This window comes from Vibrio sp. bablab_jr001, assembly GCF_016464285.1.
GTDB classification, from domain to species: Bacteria; Pseudomonadota; Gammaproteobacteria; order Enterobacterales; family Vibrionaceae; genus Vibrio; species Vibrio fluvialis.
On the sequence record NZ_JACDWZ010000058.1, the window covers coordinates 1 to 388 of the forward strand.

Below are 388 nucleotides of genomic sequence, written 5' to 3' on the forward strand. Positions count from 1 at the left end.
ATCTGCAGCCACTGCGTCTCCGCTCCTGTGACCGTGCCGGTGCCAACCAGATTCTTAATCCGGCTCATCAAACGGGCCAGCAGTGTGTCAGACATCGCTTTGCTCCCTGAATGGCCGGAACAGTGTCATCGAGGTGGTTTGAGCGCTTTCCGAGACGGATAGGCTCAAGGCTTTGATGACCAGCATTTCACTGAACTGCTGCGTCTGGTCGATAACCCGGATGACCCGGTTGAGTCCGTCGATGGCGAGCGCCGGGAACAGTCCGGCAATGCTTGCTGAGGCCGTCAGGCTCTGCGCGATCGCAAGGTTGTGTTCATACCGGGCGCGGGACAAACACGCGTCGGCGGACTGTAACTGATCGCAGATAATCACCCGTGTGCGCGAGGCA

General features: G+C 59.0%; 1 pseudogene. It reads right to left on the reverse strand.

The window, feature by feature from the left end:
- Positions 1 to 87: 87 nt before the first annotated feature.
- Positions 88 to 388: pseudogene (locus JIG40_RS10170) on the reverse strand (phage tail protein); the annotation flags it as partial.